Source organism: Nonomuraea gerenzanensis, assembly GCF_020215645.1.
Classification (GTDB): Bacteria; Actinomycetota; Actinomycetes; order Streptosporangiales; family Streptosporangiaceae; genus Nonomuraea; species Nonomuraea gerenzanensis.
Map to the genome: position 1 here is coordinate 4,799,889 of NZ_CP084058.1, position 24,064 is coordinate 4,823,952.

At 71.5% G+C, this 24,064-nt stretch carries 19 protein-coding genes; 7 read left to right on the forward strand and 12 right to left on the reverse strand.

Annotated elements, in window-relative coordinates; translation table 11 throughout:
- Window positions 1-10: 10 nt before the first annotated feature.
- Both LCN96_RS22650 and LCN96_RS22655 read right to left on the reverse strand, forming a co-directional pair.
- A complete protein-coding gene (locus LCN96_RS22650; RefSeq protein ID WP_225274870.1) occupies window positions 11-376 on the reverse strand; it encodes an STAS domain-containing protein in 366 nt (121 codons plus the stop codon).
- Window positions 377-439: 63 nt separating this feature from the next.
- The gene (locus LCN96_RS22655; RefSeq protein WP_225274871.1) at window positions 440-634 is read right to left on the reverse strand and encodes a hypothetical protein; all 195 of its coding nucleotides are present in this window, start codon (window positions 632-634) and stop codon (window positions 440-442) included.
- A gap of 752 nt (window positions 635-1,386) precedes the next feature.
- Between LCN96_RS22655 and LCN96_RS22660 the strand changes: the two genes are divergently transcribed.
- Entirely contained in the window at window positions 1,387-2,922 is a 1,536-nt protein-coding gene (locus tag LCN96_RS22660; RefSeq protein ID WP_225274872.1) for a hypothetical protein, read from the forward strand.
- Between the two features lie 308 nt (window positions 2,923-3,230).
- Window positions 3,231-3,575: a DUF6285 domain-containing protein gene (locus LCN96_RS22665; protein ID WP_225274873.1), complete on the forward strand. Its 345-nt coding sequence runs from the start codon at window positions 3,231-3,233 to the stop codon at window positions 3,573-3,575.
- Window positions 3,576-3,638: 63 nt separating this feature from the next.
- Here LCN96_RS22665 and mctP read toward each other — a convergent pair whose 3' ends face one another.
- From mctP to LCN96_RS22685, 4 genes are all read right to left on the reverse strand, one after another.
- Window positions 3,639-5,246 (reverse strand): monocarboxylate uptake permease MctP, encoded by a 1,608-nt coding sequence (gene mctP / locus LCN96_RS22670; RefSeq protein WP_318528357.1) that lies wholly within the window; start codon window positions 5,244-5,246, stop codon window positions 3,639-3,641.
- Complete coding sequence (locus tag LCN96_RS22675) at window positions 5,243-5,452, reverse strand: DUF3311 domain-containing protein (protein ID WP_225274874.1); 210 nt, start codon at window positions 5,450-5,452, stop codon at window positions 5,243-5,245. The genes mctP and LCN96_RS22675 overlap by 4 nt, the downstream gene beginning before the upstream one ends.
- A gap of 509 nt (window positions 5,453-5,961) precedes the next feature.
- The gene (locus LCN96_RS22680) at window positions 5,962-6,621 is read right to left on the reverse strand and encodes a carboxymuconolactone decarboxylase family protein (RefSeq protein ID WP_225274875.1); all 660 of its coding nucleotides are present in this window, start codon (window positions 6,619-6,621) and stop codon (window positions 5,962-5,964) included.
- Window positions 6,621-7,169, reverse strand: coding sequence for a VOC family protein (locus LCN96_RS22685; protein WP_225274876.1), 549 nt, complete (start codon window positions 7,167-7,169; stop codon window positions 6,621-6,623). The genes LCN96_RS22680 and LCN96_RS22685 overlap by 1 nt, the downstream gene beginning before the upstream one ends.
- A 91-nt stretch (window positions 7,170-7,260) precedes the next feature.
- On the opposite strand from LCN96_RS22685, the gene LCN96_RS22690 reads away from it, so the two are divergent.
- On the forward strand, window positions 7,261-8,151 hold the full coding sequence (locus tag LCN96_RS22690) for an SDR family oxidoreductase (RefSeq protein WP_225274877.1): 891 nt from the start codon (window positions 7,261-7,263) through the stop codon (window positions 8,149-8,151).
- Here the strand turns inward: LCN96_RS22690 and LCN96_RS22695 are convergent, their stop codons facing one another.
- The 4 genes from LCN96_RS22695 to LCN96_RS22710 all read right to left on the reverse strand — a co-directional run bounded on the left by LCN96_RS22695 (window position 8,152) and on the right by LCN96_RS22710 (window position 15,174).
- Entirely contained in the window at window positions 8,152-9,096 is a 945-nt protein-coding gene (locus tag LCN96_RS22695) for a helix-turn-helix transcriptional regulator (RefSeq protein WP_225274878.1), read from the reverse strand.
- The gene (locus tag LCN96_RS22700; protein ID WP_225274879.1) at window positions 9,078-10,658 is read right to left on the reverse strand and encodes a CocE/NonD family hydrolase; all 1,581 of its coding nucleotides are present in this window, start codon (window positions 10,656-10,658) and stop codon (window positions 9,078-9,080) included. The genes LCN96_RS22695 and LCN96_RS22700 overlap by 19 nt, the downstream gene beginning before the upstream one ends.
- Before the next feature lie 59 nt (window positions 10,659-10,717).
- Complete coding sequence (locus tag LCN96_RS22705) at window positions 10,718-11,581, reverse strand: DUF4394 domain-containing protein (protein ID WP_225274880.1); 864 nt, start codon at window positions 11,579-11,581, stop codon at window positions 10,718-10,720.
- Window positions 11,582-11,682: 101 nt separating this feature from the next.
- Window positions 11,683-15,174, reverse strand: coding sequence for a S8 family serine peptidase (locus LCN96_RS22710; RefSeq protein WP_225274881.1), 3,492 nt, complete (start codon window positions 15,172-15,174; stop codon window positions 11,683-11,685).
- Between the two features lie 378 nt (window positions 15,175-15,552).
- Between LCN96_RS22710 and LCN96_RS22715 the strand changes: the two genes are divergently transcribed.
- From LCN96_RS22715 to thyX, 4 genes are all read left to right on the forward strand, one after another.
- The gene (locus tag LCN96_RS22715) at window positions 15,553-17,679 is read left to right on the forward strand and encodes an anthranilate synthase component I (RefSeq protein ID WP_225274882.1); all 2,127 of its coding nucleotides are present in this window, start codon (window positions 15,553-15,555) and stop codon (window positions 17,677-17,679) included.
- Window positions 17,680-17,725: 46 nt separating this feature from the next.
- Window positions 17,726-18,928: an amidohydrolase family protein gene (locus LCN96_RS22720; RefSeq protein WP_225274883.1), complete on the forward strand. Its 1,203-nt coding sequence runs from the start codon at window positions 17,726-17,728 to the stop codon at window positions 18,926-18,928.
- A gap of 129 nt (window positions 18,929-19,057) precedes the next feature.
- The gene (locus tag LCN96_RS22725) at window positions 19,058-21,688 is read left to right on the forward strand and encodes a M4 family metallopeptidase (protein ID WP_225274884.1); all 2,631 of its coding nucleotides are present in this window, start codon (window positions 19,058-19,060) and stop codon (window positions 21,686-21,688) included.
- A gap of 138 nt (window positions 21,689-21,826) precedes the next feature.
- Complete coding sequence (thyX, locus tag LCN96_RS22730) at window positions 21,827-22,609, forward strand: FAD-dependent thymidylate synthase (protein ID WP_225274885.1); 783 nt, start codon at window positions 21,827-21,829, stop codon at window positions 22,607-22,609.
- Window positions 22,610-22,646: 37 nt separating this feature from the next.
- Here thyX and LCN96_RS22735 read toward each other — a convergent pair whose 3' ends face one another.
- Window positions 22,647-22,958, reverse strand: coding sequence for a ubiquitin family protein (locus tag LCN96_RS22735; protein ID WP_225274886.1), 312 nt, complete (start codon window positions 22,956-22,958; stop codon window positions 22,647-22,649).
- A gap of 3 nt (window positions 22,959-22,961) precedes the next feature.
- A complete protein-coding gene (locus LCN96_RS22740) occupies window positions 22,962-24,041 on the reverse strand; it encodes a WD40/YVTN/BNR-like repeat-containing protein (protein WP_225274887.1) in 1,080 nt (359 codons plus the stop codon).
- Window positions 24,042-24,064: the final 23 nt, after the last annotated feature.

Below are 24,064 nucleotides of genomic sequence, written 5' to 3' on the forward strand. Positions count from 1 at the left end.
TCGTCCCCGCTCACACCGGCGGCTGGCTGGCGTGCAGCGCCGCGAGGATCGCCTGCTCCACGCTGTGGTGCACGGTCAGAACAGGCCGGGCCCCGGTGTCGTCCAGCAGGCGGGTGGGCGACTCCTGCAGCGCGGCCAGATGCAGGTCCCCGCCGTGCCGACGGGTCGAGGCGCGCACGTTGAGCAGCACCCGCAGCCCGGAGTGCCCCACGAACGGCACCTCGCTCAGGTCCAGCACCACCTGGTCGCCCGGCCGGCGCCGCGCCCGGCTGATGAAGGCGTCCAGCCGGTCGGCGTTGGCGGCCTCCAGATCCCCGGCCACCGAGATCACGGTGACGCCGGGCATGTGCTGGCAGGCGAACGTGGGCGGACTCATCGCGGCTCCCCGGCAGCGAGCGGACCTTCCGGCGGGCTGTGGCCGGGTGAGGATGGCCACGGCTCAGTCCTGCGCACGGGTCAGGAACGTCATGACGGCCAGCGCAAGCCCCACGAAACCGGCGAAGCCGGCCGCCCCGGCCAGGACGGCCAGCGGGACAGGCGTGCCGCCCAGCCAGGCCAGGCCGCCGCCGGCGAAGGCGACGAAGAGACCGGCGGTGACGATCACGGCCACCCAGAGTCCCCGGTAGTTGTTCATGGCGTTCCTCACGGCGTTGTGAAGGGTCGAAGTCGTCGGGCGTACCGGCTGTCTCGCTGCTGCGGTGGTGCCGGCGGGCCCGTGAACGCGGTGTCGCGGTCCGCCTCCATGCCTAGCGTCTGTCGGTTGTGCCGGTCGGCAGAGCTGCCGAACCGGTCCGATCCGGAACGAAGGCGTGCCGCCGATGGCTTGTCCGCCGCGCCGGAGGCGCTTTCCCCGCGCTCCTGCGCCCCGCGCTCCTGCGCCCCGCGCTCCTGCGCCCCGCGCTCCTGCGCCCCGCGCTCCTGCGCCCCGCGCTCCTGCGCCCCGGGGCCCTGCGCCTGCGCCCCGGCGTCAGTGGACGTGACCCAGTGCGCCGGTGGCGTGCGCCCCGGAGACTGCATGGCGGCTCTACGGCAGCTCCGCGGTGGCTACGCGGATCTTCGGAGGCGCTCCGGGAGTTGTCCGGGGGTTCCAGGAAGCCCTGAACGCTCGTGAGGCTGGTTGCCGCACCGCCATCACGTCTCACAGCGACCCGGAACGTACCGCAGCATCGATCCGATTCGTTCCGCACCGACCGTTCCAGAACGATCCGGAACGACCCGGAACAGCAAGGACTCCACCCGATGCCCGCTTGGGGACACCAAGGCACTGACCGTGTCGTACTGGCTCGTTCCGGATGAGCGACTTGAACGGATGTGGTCTCGGAGGCAAGGCCGAGTGCGAGAGACTTTTGCTTTCCGATTACTCCAAGGCGCAACCTGTGATTGGCGGTGACCGCCACGATGACTGGCCGTGCGGTCGACGCTCCCATGGAGCGGCTCTACGAAGAGATGCGGCGGCTGCGCCGCATCGCGGGCGATGTGTCGTACGGCTACATCGCCCGGAAGAACGTGCTCGGCCTGAGCAAGACCACCGTGGCGGCCATCTTCACCGGTCAGGGCCGGAAGAAACCGCCGCGCTGGGAGAGCTTCGCCTGCGTCTTCGACGTGCTGCGCACCGAGCTGACCGGCACCGGGGTCGCGACGGACACGCTGGGGAGCAAACAGCAGCTGTACCAGCTCTACCTCCAGGCGGTCGACGCCACGCCTCCCACGGCAGCCGCGCCGGGAGCGACGTCGCTCGCGCAGCATGCGTCGCTGCTCGTACAGGACGCGCCGCTTGGGCAGGAGGCTTCGCTCGTGCAGGAGGCTTCGCTTGAGCGGGAGGTCGCATCGGACCTTCCGGCTGGCTCTGCGATCACGATCCCACCGCCCTCCCGTTCAGCCGACCCGTTGGCCTCGCTCACTCTCGCGCCCGTCATGGCGTTGCAGACGCTTGCACCCGCATGCGAGCCGGAGGGCAGCGCATGGCCCGTGCCCGAGCCGGTTGTCGAGCTGGAGGACAGCCCGTGGCTCGTGCCCGGGGCGGTCGTCGGGCCGGAGGACAGCGCATGGCCCGCATGCGAGCCGGTCGTCAGGCCCGAGGGCAGCCCGTGGCCCGCGTGCGAGGACCTCCCCGGCACGCCCGCGCCGGACGGCGGGACGGTCGCGTCCGACCTCGCGCCACCGCAGCCCCAGGAACAGCCCTGTCCCGGAACGTCCGGCCCGCACCAGCAACAGGACGCCCAGCCCGTGGAGAAGGAGGCGACCTTCGCCGTCCTGAGCGCCTCGCCTCGCGGGCAGGCGACCGCGGACCGGATGCGCAGCTGGTTCGGCCCCTGCGGCCCGGCGCTTCTCGGTGATGCCGAGAACGACAACGCGCTGGCGGCCTTCAAGCTCGGCGTCCTGCTCATCAACAACGACGCCCCCCAAGAGGGCTGCATGTTCCTGCGCCGTGCCGCCGGCCTGAACGCCAGGCTCGCACTCACCCTGCCCGACCTCGCGGTCCGCGACCGGCTGTGCGGGGCGATCGTCGCCGACATCTGCCGCCAGATCGCCGCCGCCTACCGGGCCAGCGGGCTGCTGGTCATGGCCGACAGGTGGAAGCGCTACATCTCCACCATCGACACCACGTTCCCGCTCGCCATCCTCCTCTACCGCCGCACCCAGCCCGTCGGGCGCCACGCCCGCAACCTCAGCCACGATCTGGTCCGGCTGGAGGACAGCGAGGTGAGCCGGATCGGCACGGTCTACTGGCCCGTCAACGCGATCGGTGCCCTGCCGGTGGCGTCCTCGGCGGGCTCGGGCTCCGCCTCGCCGTACATCTCGGGTGATTCCGCTCAGGACGGGAGGTGGAAGCCGTCCTGGGGGCACACCTTCAACGAACAGAAGAACGGGCTGTGGAAGGGGATCATCACTCGCGGCATCAAGGCCGCGCGCCGGTCCTAGAGGCCCGCCTCGCCATCAGCACCGGCACGGCGCCCAGGCCCGCCCGCAGGGCCGGCGGCACCGGTTCGCGGTGGCGGTGGCACCGGTTCGTGGCGCGCCGTCGGCCAGTGCACGCCGATCGCGTCGGCGGCCGGTACACCCAGGTCGTGCTGGTGAATTGCGCGCGTGGAAGGCGCCGCTGGGCTGCGCCCGGCAGGCGATGTGGCCCCGTACAGCGGCGGTGGGCCGCCCGGAGGACAGCGGCGGCCCGCCGATGCGAGCACGAATCAAACCTTGGGACCAGCCCCGGGCTCTGCTAAGGAAGAGGGGTGACCGCTCCGCACGACGTCCCCACCGCGGCCGAACTCCTGGTCGCCGTCCGCGACTTCCTCGAAACAGACGTCCTCCCCGCCGTGAACGGCAGGGTCCGCTACCACACCCGCGTGGCCATCAACGTGCTGGGCATGGTCGAACGGGAGATCCACCTGGGCCCCGCCCAGGCAGAGCAGCACGCCGCGAGCCTGGCAGCACTCGGGATGGCGGACGACGCAGAGCTGGCCGCCGCCGTCCGCGAGGGCCGGCTGGCCGACGACGACGTGCTGGTGGCGGTGCTGGAGCAAGCGGTACGGGCGAAGCTGGAGGTGGCCAACCCCGGCTATCTCGACCAGGGCTGACCCCGGGGAACGACCACGCGGCCCGCCCCGAGGAAAGGGAACGGGCCGCGTAGCAGGAGGGGGTCAGTGGGAGCCGGTGAGGTCCAGGTCCTTGACCTTCGGGTCGCCCTCGTCGGCGAAGTAGTCGTCCCGCGCGGTGGCGTCCTCGCCGTCGGCCACCTTCACGGCCCTGAAGATAAGCGTGCCCAGGACGGCCACGATCAGGTTCACGGCCAGCGCCAGGAACCCGGCGTAGATCGTCATCTTGGTGTCGAAGCCGAAGTTGGACAGCGCGAACGCCGACCCGCCGAAGTGCTGCTTGCCGGTGGCCGGGTTCGGGATGAGGTAGAGCATCCACATGCCCGCCGCCAGGCCGGCCGCCCAGCCGGCGATCAGGCCGCCCTTGTGGAACCAGCGCGTGTAGAGGCCCAGCCCCACCGACGGCAGCGTCTGCAGGATGATGACGCCGCCGATGAGCTGCAGGTCGATCGAGAACTGCGGGTCGAGCAGCAGGATGCACAGCACCGCGCCCACCTTGACGACCAGCGACACCAGCTTGGAGACGGTGGCCTCCTGGGAGTCGGTGGCGTTCTTGTTGATGTACTCGCGGTAGATGTTGCGGGTGAACAGGTTCGCCGCCGCGATCGACATGATCGCCGCCGGGACGAGCGCGCCGATGCCGACGGCCGCGTACGCCACGCCGGTGAACCAGTCGGGGAACATCTGGTCGAACAGCACCGGCACGATCGTGTTCGTGTCGGTCTTGCCGTTGGCCGTGACCGGCTTGGTCCCCGCCGCGATGGCCATGAAGCCGAGCAGCGCGATCAGGCCCAGCACGAGGCTGTAGGCGGGCAGCGCCGACATGTTCCGCTTGATGACGTTGCGGTTCTTGGAGGCGAGCACGCCGGTGAGGCTGTGCGGGTACAGGAACAGGGCCAGCGCCGAGCCGAACGCCAGCGTCACGTACTGGAGCTGGTTGTTGGCGTTGAGAATGTATCCGTCGCCGGGCGCCGGGGTGGCGTCGAACTTGGCCTTGGCCGCGTCGAAGATGGAGTCCCACCCGCCCAGCTGGGACGGGATGTAGATCACCGCGGCCAGGATCACGATGTAGATCAGCGCGTCCTTGACGAACGCGATCAGCGCGGGCGCGCGCAGGCCGGACTGGTAGGTGTAGGCGGCCAGGATCGCGAACGCGATGATGATCGGCAGGTGCCCGGTGATGCCCATCGCCTTGAGCACGGCCTCGATGCCGACGAGCTGCAGCGCGATGTACGGCATCGTCGCGACGAGCCCGGTGATCGCGATGACCAGCGCCAGCGTCGGCGACCCGAAGCGGGCCCTGACGAAGTCGGCGGGCGTGACGAACCCGTGCACGTGCGAGACCGACCACATCCGGGCCAGCACCAGGAACACCAAGGGGTACACCACGACGGTGTACGGCAGCGCGTAGAACCCGATGGCCCCCGAGCTGAACACCAGCGCCGGCACAGCCACGAAGGTGTAGGCGGTGTAGAGGTCGCCGCCGATCAGGAACCAGGTGATCCAGGAGCCGAAGCTGCGCCCGCCCAGGCCCCACTCGTTCAGGCTGGCCAGGTCGTCGGGCCGCCGCCAGCGCGAGGCGACGAAGCCCATGCCGCTGACGATCAGGAACAGCACGATGAAGACGACCAGCTCGGTCGTGTGCCCGCTCACTTGGTCATCCTGTAGACGATGGTCGTGGACACGACGCCCACCACGATGAACGCCATCTGCAGCCAGTAGAAGAGCGGGAAGCCCAGCAGGCGCGGCTCGTCGGCGTTGAACAGGAACGTCAGCAGGGGCAGCACGATCGGCAGGACCAGCAGCCAGTTCCAGGGGCTGCGGTCGGTGCGTGGCTGCCCGGGTTCCCCGGTAGTCATCGTCCCTCCGATGAACGGATCAGGACCCGGCTGTTGACCGGGTCCTGACGTGTATGTCAATGGAGGGAGGTTAGCTTTTCGGAGATATTAAACCCAATGTCCGCAGTGTTACGGTTTGGCCTAAATGTCGAGATGAAATCTCGCCATGTGAGATGGCGGACCGGGGCGGACCAGCAGAAACCCTAGCGACGGGCACCCGGTGAACGGGATCACCGATCGGCGAGCGGTCGATTGGCCGCGCCGAATGGTCGGCTGGGCGATGGTGTGCCGGAGCTGCCGGCTCGCGGGGCCGTGACGGCGTGAGGGGGTGGCTTGCGGGGGTGGTGTGAGGCGATGGCTGGCGTGGAGTGGCGTGAGGGAATGGCTCGCGGGGTGCGTGAGGGGATGGCTCGCGGGGAGGCGGCGTGAGGGGATGGCTTGCGCCGGGGCGGAAGGCAGCCGGCGGGCAGTGCGAGCAGGGCTCACGCCGGGGCCGGCGGTGGTGCGCGGGCCGGCGCGTGCCGTGATGGTCAGGTGACCGCGGGTGGTGTCCCGGCGGCCGGATCGCGTGGCCTGGCCAGATCCTCGGAGATGTCCCGGGCGCCGTACCCGTCGGGCGCCGGCACCTCCACGATCGGCTCCGGCCGGTCGTCGAACTCCAGCCGCAACGCCCGCGCCATCGTGGCGTGCATCTCGTACAGACACGTCACATACGTCAGCTCCAGGATCTGCTCATCCGGCAGCTCCCGCTTGAGCACGGCGAACACCTCGTCGTGCACCCGCCCCCCGTCCAGCACCAGCGCGTCGGTGTAGGCCAGCACCGCCCGCTCCAGCTCGTCGAACAGATCACTGACCGCCCAGTGCGCGACCGCCGAAACCTTCTCCTCCGTCACGCCGAGCGCCCGCAACTGCTTGCAGTGCTGGGAGTAGACGAACTGGCTCTGCCGCGCCCACCCCGCCCGCACCTGGCCCAGCTCGCGCAGCACCGGGTCCAGCGCGGTGCCCCGGTAGAGCTCGAAGCCCTTGACGCAGTGCCGGAAGATCTTCGGGTGGAGTGCGAACACCTCCCACCAGTCGCCCGGCGAGCCGGTGGCCGTGCCGGTGCCGTCGGGCAGGATCAGGCGGTCGTGGAAGAACTGGACGACCGGGTCGGTCATCTCCTCGCGCGGCACCCGGCGCAGGCGCGGCATCACACGGTCCGGTCCGCCGCGGTGCGGGGCTCGTGCCGTACGTCGCCGGGTTGCCCCACCGGACGCGTCCAGGCGGCGAACTCCACCAGGATCCCGTCGGGGTCCTTGAAGTAGATGGACCTGACGAACACGCCGTCGTGCGGCTCGGGCGCCACGCCGAACTCGCTGTCGTCGTGGTTGAGCAGCACGCCCACGTCGATGCCCTTGGCGATCAGCCGGTCGCGGTACTCCTCGATCTTCTCCGGCGGTACGTCGAAGGCGAGGTGGTTCATCGAGCCGACGGCCGACAGCAGCTCGCCGCGGTCGGGCAGGTTCTTCGGCGCGGACACCCCCGGCACGCCGTCGGGCGCGTCGGGGAACCAGAAGAAGGCCAGCGCGTTGCCGCCACCGCAGTCGAAGAAGAAGTGCTGCCCCCAGCCCATCGGCAGCTCGATGGTCTTGATCAGCGGCATGCCCAGGACGCCGGAGTAGAAGTCGACGGTCTGCTTCATGTCCGAGCAGACGAGCGCGACGTGGTTGACTCCGCGAAGCTCGAATTCGCTGTTCATGGTAACTCCCTACTTATCACAGGGCATTCCCGAAGAACATGCGCGAGAAAACATGACATGACATGTCGGCTTTTGCGGACACGATGGGCGCATGATCGCAGTTGTGGCGGGCGCGACCCGCGGAACGGGACGAGGCATCGCGGTGGCGCTGGGCGAGATCGGCGCCACCGTCTACTGCACGGGACGCAGCACCCGCGAAGGACGCTCGGAGATGAACCGGCCCGAGACCATCGAGGAGACGGCCGAGCTGGTCACCGCGGCCGGCGGCATCGGCATCCCGGTGCGCGTGGACTTCCTCGAACAGGAGCAGGTCGCGGCCCTGGCCGGGCGGGTACGCGGCGAGCAGGGCCGGCTCGACGTGCTGGTCAACGACGTGTGGGGCGGCGACCACCTGTGGGAGTGGGACACGCCGGTCTGGAAGCACGACCAGGACAAGGGCCTGCGGCTGCTCAGGCTGGCCATCGAGACCCACCTCATCAGCAGCCGCCACCTGCTGCCGCTGCTCATCGAGCACGAGGGCGGCCTGGTGGTCGAGGTCACCGACGGCACCTGGGAGTTCAACGAGACCCGCTACCGGGAGAACGTCTACTACGACCTGGCCAAGATGTCGGTCAACCGGCTCGGCTTCGCCTGGTCCAACGAGCTGCGCCCGTACGGGGGCACCGGGCTGGCCGTGACCCCGGGCTTCCTGCGCTCGGAGGCCATGCTGGACAACTTCGGCGTCACCGAGGACAACTGGCGCGAGGCCGAGGTGGACCCGGCCTGGATGGTCTCGGAGACCCCCGCCTATCTCGGCCGGGGCATCGCCGCCCTGGCCCGGGACCCGGACCGCCTGCGCTGGTCCGGCAGGTCGGTGTCGAGCGAGGAGCTGGCGCAGGCGTACGACGTGACCGACGTGGACGGCAGCCGCCCGCGCGTGTGGAGCTTCATCACCGAGGTGCGCGAGAAGAACGGTGAGACCGGCTGGCAGGCCTACCGCTAGTCAGCCGTCGTAGAGCCGGGCCATGCGGGCGGCGGCCTCGGCGACCATCGCCCGCAGCTCCGGCGGATCCAGCACTTCGGCCTCCGGCCCGAACCGCAGCACCTGCGAGAACGCCACCGGCACCGACTCCACCGCCAGCCGCACCGTGCCGTCCTCCTCCAGCGAGGCCAGCGCGTCGGCCAGCGCGGCCGGGTCGGCGACGTGCCGCAACATCCGCCGCCCCCGTTCGGTGAGCCGCAGCGTGACCACCTCCCGCAGCAGCGACCGGGCGAACTCCGCCGCCTGCCCCGCCCAGAACGCGGCCAGGTCGAAGCCCGGATCCCGGTCGAACTGCTCCTCCAGCACCGAGATCTCCCCGAACCGGTGCACCCGGAAGATCAGGAACCGGCCCCGGTGCCGCGCCGCGAGGTACCAGACGCCCGCCTTCAGCACCAGCCCGTACGGCTCCAGCACCCGCAGGGTGTCCTTGTAGACGGCGGAGACCCGCCGGTCCCGCCACACGGCTCTGGCCAGCGGCGCCAGCGCGGGCGGCGGCGGGTCGTCGCCCGCCCACCAGCCGGGCGCGTCGAGGTGAAAGCGCTGCGCGGCGGTGACCGGCGCGTCCCGCAGCGCGGGCGACAGCGCGGCGGCCGCCTTCAGCCGCGCCGTGGCCGCCACGTCCTGCAGCCCCATCTCGCGCAGCGCCGCCGGCACCCCCGACAGGAACAGCGCCTCGGCCTCCGCCCGGTCCAGCCCGGTCAGCCGGGTACGGTAGCCGTCGAGCAGCCGGTAGCCGCCGCCCCGCCCCCGGTCGGCGTAGACCGGCACGCCCGCCTCCGCCAGCGCCAGCATGTCGCGGTGCACCGTGCGCTCGGAGACCTCCAGCTCCCTGGCCAGCTCGGCCGCCGTCATCCCGCCCCGGCCCTGCAGCAGCAGGACCAGCGACATCAGGCGTGCGGCGCGCACAGCGGCAGCACCACGGCCGAGGGGCGGTCGGGGGAGTGGAAGACCTCGACGTCGGCGGGCACCATCGTGCCGGCCGCGCCGAGCAGGTCGCCGGTGCCGTGGTTGCGGGCGATCGTCGGGTACGCCCCGGCCGCCACGTGCACCCTGATCCGGTGGCCGCGCCGGAACCGGTGGGCCGTCGGCCACAGCTCGACGTCCACCCTGCGCACCTCGTCCTGCCCGCCGCCGACGCGGCGCACACCCTCGCACACGTTCATGGAGCGCCCGTCGGGATGCACGTCGCACACCCGCACCACCACGTCCGCCGACGGGGTGCTGGAGCGCACGAACAGCTCCGCGCGCACGGGGCCGATCGCCTCCACCTCCGACTCCAGCGCCGCCGAGCTGTAGACCAGCACGTCGCGGCGCTGCTCCAGCCGCCGCTGGTCGCGCGGCCTGGAGTCGCCCAGCAGGACGGGGCCGCCGATCGACGGCGTCGGGTGCGCGGGGTGGTAACGGAAGCGGTCGGGCGGCGCCTCCAGCGGCCCCTCGACGCCGAGCCCGGCGCCGTGTTGCAGGTGCCAGCGCTGCTCGCGCACGCCGGGCACCGGCCAGTCGGGCGCGTCGCGCCACTCCTCGGCGCCCGTCACGTAGATCCGCACCGGGTCGGGCCGCAGCCGGGAGCGGTCGCCGAGCAGGTGCGCGCGGAACCAGGCCGACGCCTCGGCCATCGTGGGCCGGCCGTGCCGGGCGTCGATGTGGTACCAGGGCCCGATCGTCAGGTACGGCCGCCGTCCCGCGGCCCGCAGCGCCGCGTAGTCCTTGAGCTGCCACGGCAGGAACACGTCGTACCAGCCGCCCAGCATGGTGACCGCCGCGTCCACCTCGCCCACCTTGGCGGAGAAGTCCCGTTTCTCCCAGTACGGCACGGCCGGGTCGGCGTGATGCGCGAGCAGATCCTGGAAGAACGGCAGCGGCCGCCCCGCCGAGACCAGGTCGAGCTCCGCCACGGGCCGGCCCGACAGCAGCGCCCTGCGGGTGAGCCGGGGCGCGGTCAGCACCGAGGTGCTGCCGCCGAAGCGGCGGGACATGCCGTCGGTGAGCGTCGTCCAGCTCAGCGCCGACTCCAGCGCGAACGCGCCGCCCACGTACGCCGCGTCCCTGAACTGGGAGGCGGTGATCTGCAGGGCCATGGCCTTGAGCTCCGATCCGGCGTAGGGCGCGACGGCCCACTGCGTGTAGCCGAGATAGGAGGGGCCGAACATCGCGAACGAGCCACCGTACCAGGGCTGCCCGCGCAGCCACGCCACGGTGGCCAGGCCGTCCTCGTGCTCGTCGCCGAGCGGGTCCAGCAGCCCGCCGGAGCCGAAGCCGCCCCGGCAGCTCTGGATGACGACGTGGAAGCCCTGCCGGGCGAACCCGCGGCCGTAGTACCAGCCGAACAGGCCGCGCCGGCCGTAGGGGGAGCGCATCAGGATGACGGGGGCCCGCTCCCCATCCGCGGGGGCGTAGTGGTCGGCCAGCAGTGTCACGCCGTCGGGCATCGGCACCGGTAGATCACGCTGGAGCCGTACGCGTCTCATATACCAACCAGTAACATAGCCGCCCCGGTGTGCGGTAGCCCGGGGCGACGGTTGCGCAATCAGCCGAGCTGGACCGCGATGTCGCTGACCTGACGGCCCGGCGGGAACGTTCCAACCGCCGTCGCGGCCCCCGTCAGGACGTTCACCGTGTAGAAGCGGTAGGCGCCGTCCACCCTGAGCGTGGCGTAGCCGGTGTTGGCCACCGTCACGCCCTTCTTGAGCTGGCTGTGAACGTCGAAGCCCGCGTCCGCGGCGGCGTCCACGCCCAGCTTGCCGGTCGGCGCCAGGTTGCCCGCGTTGGCCGGCGACTGCGCCGAGACCTGGTCGGCCGTCGTGTCCACGTCGAACAGCGTGGTCGCGGTGGTGGCGTCGAGGTCGTTGTTGGTGTAGCCGGCGCCGGTCACCCCGAGCGCGGTCGCCCCGGCGGTCGCGGGCGGCACGGGCGGGCTGGTCAGCGGGCCGTCCGTGGCGGTCTGGCCGGCGGCGGGCGCGCCGTTCTGGTCGTCCAGGTTGTGCCGCAGGTTCTGGCCGCTGTCGCTGATGACGCGCAGCCGGTTGGCGGCGGGGTTGAAGTCGACGCCGAACGCCTGGCCGTTCAGCGCCACGGTGAGCTGCGACACCTTGGTGGCCTTGGCCTTGCCGTCCACCGTGTAGACGCCGCCCTTGTCGCCCACCGCGTACAGCTTGCCGTTCTGCACCCGGTAGTCGATGCCGACGACCTTCATGTCGCCCTTGAGGCCGCTGATCTTGCCCACCCGGTTCACGCTCTTGGGGTTGCCGGCGTCGAAGGTGACCAGCTCGCCCATGGTGGTCAGGCCGGTGACGCGCGGGCCGTCGTCGCGGCTGTGCGCCTGCGCGGGCGAGGCCGCCAGTACCGCGCCCGCGCCGAGCACCGTGACGGCGAGCGCCAGTTGCTTACGCATCGGATCTCTCCTCTGAAGGGTGTTGCCTGCCTCCCTTCTTCGCGCGAACGGCCCTCGCGGATGTCGCGGGCCCGCCACGGACGGCGGGCCCGCGACAGGGGCTAGGAAGCCGCCTTGTCAGGGCGCTCCGAGATGCGCAGCCCGTTCACGATCGTCGCGCCCTGCCGGGTCGCGAAGCGCACGTTGAGCTGCCCGTCGGTCACCTTCACCGTGTACTGCCTGCTCACCGCCGTGTACGTGCCCGACTCCAGGGCCAGGTCGAGCGCCGGGATCGCGAGCTGACCCTCGACCAGGACGTCGAACACGCGCTGGCCCATCCGCATGTTCCTGATCTCGGCGAAGCTCAGCTCCACCGTGTACGTCCCGGCGGGCACGTTGTCGAACCGGTACTCCAGCATCGACTCCCTGGCCGTCCTGAACAGTGCCTGGTCCGAAGTGCCGGCGATGGTCCTGGACGTGCTCTGCGTGCGGTTCTGGTCGGCCAGGTAGCCGTAGCCGCCCTGGACGTACTTCTTGTCCGGCGTCCAGGTGTCACCGGCGGTGTCCACGAAGGTGCGCGTGGCGCCGGTGTCGATGGCCACCTGGTGCTTGGGCACCACGACCGTCACCTTGATCTCGATGGTGGGCTGCCTGCCGCTGGCCGACTTGACCGTCAGCCTGCCCTCCTTGAACGTGCCGGGCGCCACCCCGGCGCTGGAGACGTCCACCTTCAGGGTCACCGCCTGCCCCTTGGCCAGCTCACCCGAGGTCGGCGCCACCGTGAACCACGGCTCGCCGGTCACCGTGTACGGCGTCGGCGAGCCCAGGTTCGTCAGCTCCACCGTCCGCGACCGGGTCGAGTCGGCCGGCATCACCACGGTCAGCTCCGCCACCGACGCGCTCACCCGGCCCGTGACCAGCGCCGTGTCGATCCGCGTGACCGTCGTCGCGGCCACCGTGACCTGCTGGGTGAAGGTGCCGTAGTGCTCCTTGGACACCACGACCTCGTAGTCGCCGGCCAGCACCTGCCCGTAGAACGTGCCGTCCGCGGCGGTCGTGAACGTCGCCACGTCGCCCACCTTCACCGTCGCCCCGCCGATCGGGTCGCCGTCGTTGGCGTCGGTGACCTTGCCGGTGACCAGACCGTGCCTGCTGGCCGTGAACGTCAGGCCCTGCCCGTTCTCCAGCACCGGCTCCTGATAGGCGTACAGCAGCGCGTCGTCGCCCGCCGCGTTCTCGATGCCGATCGTGGCGCTGTTGCCCCGGTCGCGCTCGCTCTCGATGTCCTTGTACCGGAAGGCGATCGAGCCGTCCTCGCCCAGCAGCGCCGAGAACGACACCCGCTGCCCGGTCTCGTTGTAGAAGCTGACGTTGCGCCACTCGACCACGAACGTCCGGTGCGGCGCCGTGCCCGTCACCGCCGTGTACACGCCCGCCTGGGCGTCCACGAGGAGGTCGTCCCAGTACGGGTAGACGGCGTTGTTGGGCGTGCCCGACGTGGGCAGCCTGCCGTTGCTGCCGGTCGTGACCCGATCGGCGGCGAACGTGACGAACCCGTTCGTGCCGATCCACGCCTTGGTGTAGCCGGTGCCGTAGAACGGGACCGGGAACGGCAGCGTCACCTGCTGGGCCTCGTCGTCGCCGGTCAGCGCCAGCTTCTCGGTGCCCGCGGCGTACGCCTGCGCGCCGCTGCGGCAGGTGTAGCCGAAGTTGTCGCCGCGCAGCGGCAGCTCGATGTCCCTGACCAGGTCACCGGCCACCGTCACCGCCGCCTGCGAGGCGCTGGAGCAGCGGGAGGACGGCGTGACCCGCAGCTCGTAGGAGCCGTGCGGCAGCGTCATCGAGTACCGCCCCGCCGCGTCGGTCACGGCGCTCACCGGCGTGCCCGCGGCCACGACCGTCGCGGCGGGCTCCGGCGTGCCTGCCGTGGTGACCGTGCCCGACACGACGCCCGTCGGCAGCGGCGTCATCGGCACGTCCGCCGTGGCGGCCTGGTCGGCGGTGATCGTGACGGCGGCGGTCGCGCGGGCGTAGCCGAACTTCTCCGCGCTGACCTCGTACTCGCCGGCCAGCAGGCGCGGGATGGCGTACCTGCCGTCCGCGCCGGTGACCATGGTGCGGGTCATCGGGCCGGAGACCGTGACGGTCACGCCGGACACGGGCGCGCCGCCCTCCGTCACCGTGCCGGACAGGTCGCCCAGGCCCTCGTCGGGCGCGGCCAGCACGGCGGCGTAGGTGTCCAGCCTGCCCTCGCCCCAGATGTTGTTGTCGGCCGCGGTGCCGCCGCAGCTGGTGTCGGCGACGTCCACGGCGGTGCCGTCCAGCAGCGGCCGGGTGGCCGCGACGTTCCCCTGCAGGCCGGGCGAGCCCGACCAGATCAGCGCCACCGTGGCAGCCACGTGCGGCGAGGCCATCGAGGTGCCGGTGAAGCTGTCGTAGCCGCCGGGGACCGAGGAGCGCACGTTGACGCCGGGGGCCGCGATGTTCGGCTTGATCTCGCCGTTCTCGCCCTCGCCCTTGCTGGAGCGCGCGTAGAGCGCGTTGTTGACGTCGAAGGCGCCCGAGCTGTACGCGCTCTGGTACTGGCCGGGCGAGCCGCTGGTGTCACACGCGGGGCCCTCGTTGCCGTTGGAGAAGGCGGGGAAGATGCCCGCCGCCAGCCACGAGTCCACGACCTCCTTGTAGAACGGGTCGAAGCCGGCGCCGCCCCAGGAGTTGTTGACGATGTCCGGAGCCAGGTCCGGGCGCGGGTTCTGGCCGTTGAGGTCGGTGGGCCGCACGACCCACTCGCCGGCCGCCAGGAGCGAGGCGTCGGTGCAGGTGTTCACCTCGCAGCCCTTGACGGCGATCCACTTGGCGCCGGGTGCCACGCCCAGGCCGTTCGCGCCGACCATGGTGCCCATGACGTGCGTGCCGTGGTCGTTGTTGTCGCAGGGCGCCGCCGTCGGGCAGACGCCCGCCGGGTCGAACCAGTTGTAGTCGTGGGTGTAGGTGCCGTCGGGGTTCCTGCCCCGGTAGCTCGCGGCCAGGTCGGGGTGGTCGAACTGGACGCCCGAGTCGATGTTGGCGACCACGATGCCCTCGCCGCGGTTGCCCAGCTCGTCCCACACGCGCGGGGCGTTGACCCGGTCGATGTTCCACTCCACCGCGTTCACCCGCGCCTGGGTGGTGCCCGCGACGGGCTTGGGCAGCGTGAGCGTGCGCACCGGGTCGATCCGCTCGACCTCGGGCAGGCCGGCGATCTCGGCGGCCAGCTTCTCGCCGGCGGTCACCTTGACCGCGTTGACGATCCAGAACGGGGTGTAGTCGGCGTGGTGGGAGTCGAGCAGCTTGCGCAGGCCCTGCTGGGAGGACTGCGCCTGCTCGGTCTTGGCCTCGAAGACCTGCTCGGCCTTCGCCTCCTTGGTCAGGGCGCGGCGGGCGCCGCTCAGGTCGGCGGTTCCCTTCATCCGTACCCAGAAGGTGGCCTTGTCGTCCTGCGACAACTGCGCCTGGACGGTCGCGTCGATCTTGCCGGGATCCGGCGCCGCCTGCGCCGCGGCCTGCGGGACCAGCAGGCCGGCGACGGTCGCGATCCCTAACAGGACCGCACGCCAGCGGGGAGTGTGGGGCACTGGCTCTCCTTCACGACATGGAAAGAGGTGATCTTTACGCCTCTGTCGAGAAGGGTGAAGAGATCTTGTTCGGAAAGCAAGAGGTGCCGTGAAACGTTACTTTGCCGACGGAAATGTAATCTGGTCAGCCGCCTGGCCACCTGGCCGCCCGGCCGCGCGCGGCCGGCGCCGCGCGTGCGCGGCGGGCGGGTCGCGTTGCGCGATCATGGTCCGGCGGTTAGTCTGGACGTCATGCGAAATCACGCTCAGCTCCAGTGGTGGCGCCGCTCCTAGGCGGCGCGTGTTTCGCATTCCTTCAACGGACGGCCGCCCCGGATAGGCGGCCTTTCTCGTGTCCGCCCCGGGGCTCGATCATTTGATGTGGTAAAGGGGCAGCAAGTGGAGACGAGCGGATATACCACCGCCGGGGGCATCGGTGTCGAGCGCGAGACACGCGAGGTGGACGAGGCCGCCCTCGAAGAGATCGTGACCGCCCTGTCGGAGCGGCGCGGTGGCGCCTTCTCCTCCGGCATGGACTACCCGGGCCGCTACAGCCGATGGGCGTTCGGCTACGTCGACCCGTGCCTGGAGCTGGTCGCCAAGGGCCGCACCATCTCGGCGACCGCGCTCAACGAGCGGGGCAGGGTCGTGCTGCCCGCCGTCACCTCCTGCCTGCTGGCCGCGGGCAAGCCGGTCACCGAGCCCACCGCCGACCGCGTGGAGGTGTACGTCGCCGAGTCGGAGGACCTGCTGCCGGAGGAGATGCGCAGCCGCAGGCCCACCGTGTTCACCGCGATCCGCGAGGTCATCGCCGCGTTCCAGGGCGACGACCCGCACCTCGGCCTCTACGGCGCCTTCGGCTACGACCTGGCCTTCCAGTTCGAGCCCATCAGGCAGGAGCTCGTCCGCCCCGACGACCAGCGCGACCTGGTGCTGCACCTGCCCGACCGGCTGGTCGTGATCGACCGGCAGCGGGAGACCAGCTTCGAGTACCGCTACGAGTTCACCGTCGACGGCACCAGCACCCGCGGCCTGGAGCGCACCGGCACCTCCGCCCCGCCGGTCGTCCCGGCCGAGCTGCCGGCCGACCCGGTCAAGGGCGAGTACGCCAAGGTCGTGGCTGCCGCCAAGGAGAAGTTCAAGCGCGGCGACCTGTTCGAAGTCGTGCCCGGGCAGGTCTTCCACGCCGCCTGCACCGACCCGTCCGCCTTCTACCGCGGCCTGCGCCACAGCAACCCCGCCCCGTACGAGTTCATCATCAGCCTCGGCGAGGGCGAGCACCTGGTCGGCGCCTCACCCGAGATGTACGTCCGCGTCACCGGCGAACGCGTCGAGACCTGCCCCATCTCGGGCACGATCGCCCGCGGCAGCAACCCGGTCGAGGACGCCGAGGCCATCCGCACCCTCCTGTCCAGCGTGAAGGAGGAGTCGGAGCTGACCATGTGCACCGACGTCGACCGCAACGACAAGTCGCGCATCTGCGTCCCCGGCAGCGTCAAGGTCATCGGCCGCCGCCAGATCGAGCTGTACTCCCGCCTGATCCACACCGTCGACCACATCGAGGGCCGGCTGCGCCCCGAGTTCGACGCCCTCGACGCCTTCCTCACCCACATGTGGGCCGTCACGGTGACCGGCGCGCCCAAGACGTGGGCCATGCAGTTCATCGAGGACCACGAGGCCACCACCCGCCGCTGGTACGGCGGCGCCATCGGCTTCATCGGCTTCGACGGCTCCATGAACACCGGCCTGACGCTGCGTACGGCGCAGATCAAGAACGGCGTGGCGACCGTCAGGGCCGGGGCCACGCTGCTGTTCGACAGCGACCCCGAGGCCGAGGAGCGCGAGACCGAGCTGAAGGCCAGCGCCCTGCTCGGCGCGCTGGCGGCGGTCAACCAGCCCGAGGCCGTCGAGCGGGTGGAGCTCAGGGAGCAGCCGGGCGAGGGCATGAAGGTGCTGCTCGTCGACCACGAGGACTCCTTCGTCAACACCCTGGCCGACTACTTCCGCCAGGAGGGCGCCGACGTCGTGACGCTGCGCCACGGCTTCCCGGTCGGCATGCTCGACGAGATCGCCCCCGACCTGGTGGTGCTCTCGCCGGGGCCCGGCTGGCCGACCGACTTCGGCATCTCCGCCCTGCTCGACCAGGTCTACGCCCGCGACCTGCCCGTCTTCGGCGTCTGCCTGGGCCTGCAGGCCATGGTGGAGCACGCGGGCGGCACGCTGGAGCTGCTCGACTACCCCGAGCACGGCAAGCGCGGCCAGGTCGGCAGGCTCGGCGACAGCGCGCTGCTGGAGGGGCTGCCCGCGGAGTTCACCGCGGCGCGCTACCACTCGCTGCACGCCAAGCGGCCGGGCGTGGTCGGCTTCACCCCGACCGCGCTGACGCCCGACGGCAACGTCATGGCGATCGAGGACCCGGCGCGGCGGCGCTTCGCCGTGCAGTTCCACCCCGAGTCGATTCTGACCCAGGAGGGCGGCGCGGGCGCGAAGATCATCGCGAACGTGCTGCGTCTGTCCCGCAGGTAGGTAAAACCCGGGCGGGAGCGTGCGGGGCTCCCCTAGAGTTCCCCGCATGCTCCCCGTAGACCTGCCCGGCACGGTGCGTGACGCGCTGCTCGCCCCGCTCGTCGATCACCACTGTCACGGGGTGCGGCGGGACGACCTGAGCAGAGCGCAGTTCGAGCTGCTCAGCGGCGAGGGCGGCAGCCCGTCGCCGCCCGGCACCACCCACTTCGACACGCCGTTCGGCGTGGCCGTGCGCCGCTGGTGCGCGCCGCTGCTCGACCTGGAGCCGCACGCGCCGCCCGCCGTCTACCTGGCCCGCCGCACCGAGCTGGGGGCGGGCGAGGTGAACCGGCGGCTGCTGGCGGGAGCCGGGGTGGTGGCCTTCCTGGTGGACGCCTCCCCGGACGCCTGCGCCGACACTCACGCCGACACTCACGCCGACAGCCACGCCGGCTTCGGCGCGGACCTCGACGTGCTGACCGCCGCCGAGATGGGCCGTCACGGCGGCGCCGCCGCCGACGAGCTCGTCCGCATCGAGCGCATCGAGCGGGACGTGGCCGCCACCGCGGAGCTGGCCGTGGACTACCTGGACAACCTGAGCGACGAGCTGGCCGCCAGGGCCGCCAGGGCCGTCGGGCTCAAGACCGTCATCGGCGCCCGCTGCGGCCTGGACTTCGACCCGGCCAGGCCCAGCAGGGGAGCGGTGATCGCGGCGGCCAACCGGCGGCTGGCCGACCCCAAACAGCCGCTGACCGACCACGTCCTGCTGCGCTACCTGCTCTGGAGCGCGGTGGACGTGGCCAGGGAGCGGGGCCTGCCGGTGCAGTTCCACACCGGGTTCGGCGGGCAGGCGGGCGAGCCGCACCGCGCCGACCCGGCCAGGCTGAGCACGTTCGCCGCGGCGCTGCAACCGCTCGGCGTGCCGGTGATCCTGCTGCACTGCTACCCGTACCACCGCCAGGCCGCCCACCTGGCCGGGGTCTTCCCGCACGTGTACGTGGACGTCGGCCTGGCCCTGCCGCACGGCACCGCCGCCGCGGCCCGGATCATGGACGAGCTGCTGGAGCTGGCGCCCTTCCACAAGCAGCTGTTCAGCTCCGGCTGCCGCGGCCTGGCCGAGACCGGCTACCTGGGCGCGCTGACCTACCGGCGGGCGCTGGCCGCCGCGCTGGCGGCCCGGATCTCGGCGGGGGAGTGGAGCACGGCCGACGCGGCCCGCATCGCCCACATGATCGGGTCGGGAAACGCGCGGCGCGTCTACCGCTTGTGAATCCACCGGAATTCACCCTGAAAATGCATCATTCCAATTCGAATTGATCGAATTGTGATTTGTCTCCTTGTCAATGTCCCGGTGATGATCGGGAGCGCCAGAAAACCATCGCACACACCTGGAGGTGTCGTGTCCTGGCGTCCCATCACTCTTGCCGCCGCGTTATGCGCGGCCTTGTTCTTCCCCGGTGTGGCAGTGGCGGAGGACCCGCCACCCGAGGTGGAGAGCCGGGCGGGCACCCAGGCCCCCGCCGAGGTGCGCGGCCTGTCCGAGCCCGCCCAGGCGGGAGACCCCGTCGCGGCGGCCAGGGCGCACCTGGCCGACCCGCGTTACCACCTCGACCCCGCCGAGCTCACCCCGATCCAGACCGTCGTGGACGGCCGGGACGAGACGGTCAGGTTCGCCCAGCGCCACCGCGGCCTGCCCGTCTTCGGCGCCCACTACCTCGTGCACTTCCGCACCGACGGCGGGCAGCGTGAGGTGGTCGGCGCGGGCGGCCGCTTCCTCACCGAGCTGAGCGTCGACCCGGCCCCGTCCGTCACCGGCGACACCGCCGCCAGGATCGCCCGCGGCCTGATGGGCCGCTCCCACGGCGTGACCCGGGACCTGACCGCCAGGACCGGTGAGCTGGTCGTGGTGCCGCGCGGCGCCGGCGTGCTCGCCTGGCACGTCGTGCTCAGCGGGCGCGCCGCCGGGCGTCCCCTGCTGCTCGACGCGTACGTGGACGCCCGCTCCGGCCGCCCCCTGTTCACCGTGGACCGGCTCCGGTACGAGGGCCCGGTGCAGGGCAGCGGCCGGACCGCCCACGGCCGTGACGTCACGCTCGAGGCCTACCAGCGCGCCGACGGCGCCTACGAGCTGCGCGACCGCTCCCGCGCGATGTGGAACGGCACCACCGGCGAGATCCTCACCTACGACGCCCGGGGCGGCGATGTCTTCGACTACCTGGGATCGGGCATCCCGCCCGGCACCGAGCCGGCCCGCTCGGCGACGCCCGTGTTCGGCCCCGAGCACACCGTGAGCGGCGCCGTGGACGCCCACTGGGGCGCCGGGCAGGTCTACGAGTTCTACCGGGGTCTGGGCCGAGACGGGCTCGACGGCCAGGGCGGCACCATGTACTCCGTCGTCAACGTCACCATCGAGGGCGAGCCGTTCGCCAACGCCTTCTGGGACGGCACCAAGATGGTCTACGGCGGCGGCGGCGAGGAATACCACTCCTTCGCCGCCAGCCTCGACGTCGTCGGCCACGAGATGACCCACGGCGTCATCGAGCACAGCGCGAACCTGGTCTACCTCGGCCAGTCGGGCGCGATCAACGAGGGCCTGGCCGACTACTTCGGCAACGCCGTCCAGGTGGACACGCTCGGCATCCCGATGTCCGACCCCGACGCGAGCCTGCTGGGCGAGGGCCTGTGCAGGACCCTGCCGCCCGCCGAGTGCGCCGGCCGCGACCTCGACGACGCCCGCGTCGCGGGCAAGGACTACCTCGGCGTGACCGTCACCTTCGACAACGGCGGCGTGCACCTCAACTCCACCATCTTCTCCGGCGCCCTGTGGGACGTCAGGGAGCAGCTCGGCGGCGAGAAGGCCGACAAGCTCGCCTACAAGGCGCTGACCGAGTACATGACGCCGCTCGACGACTTCACCGACGGCCGCCGCGCCGTCGAGTCGGCCGCCCGCGCCCTCGGCTGGTCCGCCCGCGACCGGCTGACGGTCGCGCTGGCGTTCGAGCGGCACGGCATCAGGCCGGGCTGGGAGCGGACCATCCGCACCGACAGCCGCGTGCTGATCGACAACATCACCGACTTCAACGCCATCCCGGACGTGGCCGGCGACCGCTACGTGGTCTCCAACTCCTCGCCCGACGGCGCCGCCCCGTCCTGGATCCTCACCGGACGCCTGCGCGGCGGCAGGCCCGTGACGCTGTCGGAGGGCGACCGGTGGAACTACTACCCGGCGACCGACGGCAGGCAGGCCGTCTGGGCGTCGTACGACACCGCGGGCACCAGCTTCCAGATCCACGCCCGCCCGCTCGACGCGAGCAGCCCGCCGCGCCTGGTGTACCAGGCACCCGACCTGGTCACCGAGCTGGACGTGGCCGGCGACGTCATCGCCTGGCAGATCTTCGAGCAGGCCGGCGGCGAGACGGAGATCTGGATCAAGCGCGGCGACGCCGCGCCGGTCAAGGTCACCGCGGCGGCCGGCGTCAGCGGGTACCAGCCGTCGCTCAACGGCGGCAAGCTCGCCTACCTGCGTGCCTGGGAGGAGGGCGGCGCCTTCCACACCACGCCCGCCGTCTACGACGTGGCGACCGGCACCGAGGTCGTCGTGCCCGAGGTGCCCGGCACCGGCGGCCTGCCCTCGGACAGCGTCCTGCCGGTCATGCTCAGCCGGTACGTCGTCTGGACCGTCGACACCAACGCCGACGGCCGCTACGGCATCATGCGCGCCGCCGCCGACGGCACCGGCACGACCCCTGTCGTGCCCGACGACTCCGACGCGCCGCAGCCCGTCTGGTTCCACGCCAGTGACTCCCGGGTCGCCATCGGGGCGTGGCCGGAGGGCGACACCCTGGAGAACGCCACCCTGCCGAAGATCTACCAGGCGCCGCTCACCGGCGGGCCGCTGCAGCGCTACTCCTGCAACAGAGGGCTGCAGGACTACTTCTCCGTCGGCGAGGGCGGCACGATCGCCTGGCTCGACGGGACCGCGGGCGAGACCGACCTGGTGACCCGCGACAGGGCCGCCGTGCGTTGCTGACGCGAGCCGTACCAGGCCGCTGACCTGGGCAGGCGCCCGCCGTACCAGGAAGAGGGGGCGGCGGGCGCCGACTCGCGCGCGGGGCCGCGACCTGGTTTGCTTGGGCCGTCACACTGCCGATCCGAGCGGGGGCTCCCCATGCGCACAGTCGAACCCGAGGTCTTCATCGTCGCCCGTCCGTCGCTGGACTACGACGAGCTGGCCCGCTACCTGCGCGAGGTCGGTGGCGAGAGCTGGCTGGAGCGCCTCGACCGAGGCGACCTCGACGCCCAGAACCTCGCCGAGTTCGCCGGCCGGCTCTGCTACCGCTCCTTCGAGCCCGGCCTCAACCCCAACGTGGTCAGGATCAGGGAGAACCAGGACGACTACCTGCGCAACATCCTGGCCAGCGCGCACGGCTCCGTCCTTGAGCACATCAGCTTCAGCTTCGTGCTGCACAACGTCAGCCGGGTGCTGACGCACGAGCTGGTGCGGCACCGCCCCGGCGTGGCCATCTCGCAGGAGTCGCTGCGGTTCGTGCGGCTCGACGAGCTGCCGTTCTGGTTCCCCGAGTGGGCGCAGGCCGACGAGGAGCTGATGAAGCGGGCCACCGCCGTGCTGGAGCAGCTGGAGCAGTTTCAGCTGTGGATGGCCGGGCATTTCGGGCTCGACGAGGAGGGCGTGCCGTTCTCGGAGAAGAAGCACCGCACCTCGTTCATGCGCAGGTTCGCGCCGGAGGGTCTGGCGACGGGGCTGGTGTGGACCGCGAACGTGCGCACGCTGCGGCACACGATCGAGGCCCGCACCGCCGCCGGCGCGGAGGAGGAGATCCGCATGCTGTTCCAGCGCATCGGCGAGCTGATGCGCCAGGAGGCCCCCGCCCTCTTCGGCGACTACGTCGTGGAGGACGGGGCCTGGATCCCCGGCTGGCGCAAGGTCTGACCAGACGGTCCGAACGGCCGGGCGGTCGGCCGGGCGATCAGGCGAGCGCGGGGAGCACGTACACCTCGGCGCCCGGCGGCAGCGCGCAGTCGAGCCCGCCGAGGCCCTGGGCGTTCTCCCCGCACACGATCATGCTGATGTGCCTGCGGATGCGCCCGTACTCGTCGCGCAGCCGCTCCTCCAGCATCGGATGCGTCCGCCGCAGCATGTCGAGGGCCGAGCCCAGGGTGGGCGGGGAGTCGCGATCGGCGCCGACGGCGAACACCTTGACCTCCGTGCGCCCGCTCACCCACCTGCGCAGCGTGCTGGGCAGCACGAACACCACCATCGTCACCGGTTTGGAGACCATGTCTCAGAGCACCGCCGCCCGCACGGTCAGCACGTCGGGCAGGTGGGTGGCGACCTGCGACCAGGTCTCGCCGTCGTCGCGCGAGCCGTAGACCTCGCCGTCGCGGGTGCCGAAGAACAGCCCCGCCTCCGACGCCGTCATCGCATCGCGCAGCACGGTGGCGTGCACCGGCCCCTCGGGCAGCCCCTTGGCGAACGCCTGCCAGGTCCTGCCGCCGTCGTCGCTGCGGTGCGGCTGGTAGCGGTGGCCGACAGGGGTGCGGTCGATGTCGGCCGTCAGCGGCAGCACGTAGACCGTGTCGGGCAGCCGCGGGTGCACCACGATCGGGAACCCGAAGTCGGACGGCAGCGGCGAGCCGATGTCGTGCCAGCTCCCGCCGAAGTCGTCGCTGCGGTAGACGCCGAAGTGGTGCTGCAGGTAGAGCCGCTCCGGCCGGGACGGGTGCATGGACACCTTATGCACGCACTGCCCGTACTCCGGGTACTGCTGGCCCTCCGGCATGAACGGCGCCCGGATGTTCTTGTTGGCCGCCTCCCACGACAGCCCGCCGTCGGCGGTGCGGTAGAAGCCGGCGGCCGACACCGCGACGGCCATGCGCTCGGGGTCGGTGGGGTGGGTGACGATCGTGTGCAGGCACAGGCCGCCGCCGCCCGGCTGCCAGTGCTCGCGGTGCGGGTGCTCCCACAGCCCCTCGACGAGCCGGTAGGTGACCCCGCGATCCTCCGAGCGGAACAGCGCGGCGGGCTCCACGCCCGCCCACACCACGTCCGGCTCGGACGGCGAAGGCGTGAGCTGCCAGACCCTGGTCAGCGTGGCCCCCGTCTTCTCCGGGAAGGCGATCGGGGGCTGCTCGGCCTCGTGCCAGGTGGCGCCGAGGTCGTCGGAGTACATGACGGACGGGCCGAAGTGGCCGTACTCGATGCCGGCGAGCAGCCGGGGGGTGGTGCCGCGGGTGTCGATCGCGACCGAGGGGATCGCGACCGTGGAGAACTGGATCGGCTCGACCCTGAAGGGGCCGCCGTCGGTGGAACGGGCGAGGAACAGGCCCTTGCGGGTGCCGATCGCGACCACTGCGTCACTCATCGAATCTCCTCACGAGTGGAAAC